This window comes from Caulobacter sp. 17J65-9, assembly GCF_010975005.1.
Taxonomy (GTDB): Bacteria; Pseudomonadota; Alphaproteobacteria; order Caulobacterales; family Caulobacteraceae; genus 17J80-11.
This window is the reverse complement of the sequence record NZ_JAAIVC010000350.1, coordinates 1-605: the sequence shown is the minus strand read 5'-3', so window position 1 is coordinate 605 and position 605 is coordinate 1. Positions and strand designations below refer to the sequence as shown.

Genomic DNA, 605 nt, shown 5'->3' with positions numbered 1-605 from the left:
GTGCTGGCCACCGGCGCGGGCGCGCCGGAAGGCGCCGGCGCCGACACCAGCCTGGCTGCGCTGCGGGTGCGCGCCCTGATCGCGCTGGGCGACCCGGTGGCGGCCACCCGCATCCTGGACCGCACCGCGCAGGTCGAGGCCGACGAGGGCCTGTCGCGGGCCCAGGCCGAGGCGGCCCTGCTGCTCGGCCGCGACGAACGCGCCTGCGAAACCGGCCAGCGTCTGCAGCAGAACCGCGACGGCGTCTGGTGGCTGAAGCTGCGCACCTTCTGTCACCTGATCTCCGGCGATCCGCTCTCGGCCCAGCTGACGCTCGACCTCTGGCGCCAGCAGGGCGGCAAGGACGCCGCCTTCGAAAAGCTGGCCGCGGCCCTGGCCGCCGCCGACGTCTCGGCCAAGGCGTCGCTGAACGATCCGCTGGAATACGCCCTGTCGCGGCGGCTGCAGCTGGACCTGACGCCGGCCCTGGCGTCCGCCCCGCCGGCCGTGCTGGCCGCGGTCGCCCAGGACACCTCGGCCACCGACGCGGCGCGTCGCGAGGCGGTGTTCCGCGGCCTGCGCGCGGGCGTGGTCACGCCCATCGAGGCCCGCGCCGTCTACACCCC

General features: G+C 76.4%; 1 pseudogene. It reads left to right on the top strand.

Features of this window, described 5'->3' with window-relative positions:
• Nucleotides 1-605, top strand: a pseudogene (locus tag G3573_RS21900) (hypothetical protein); the annotation flags it as partial.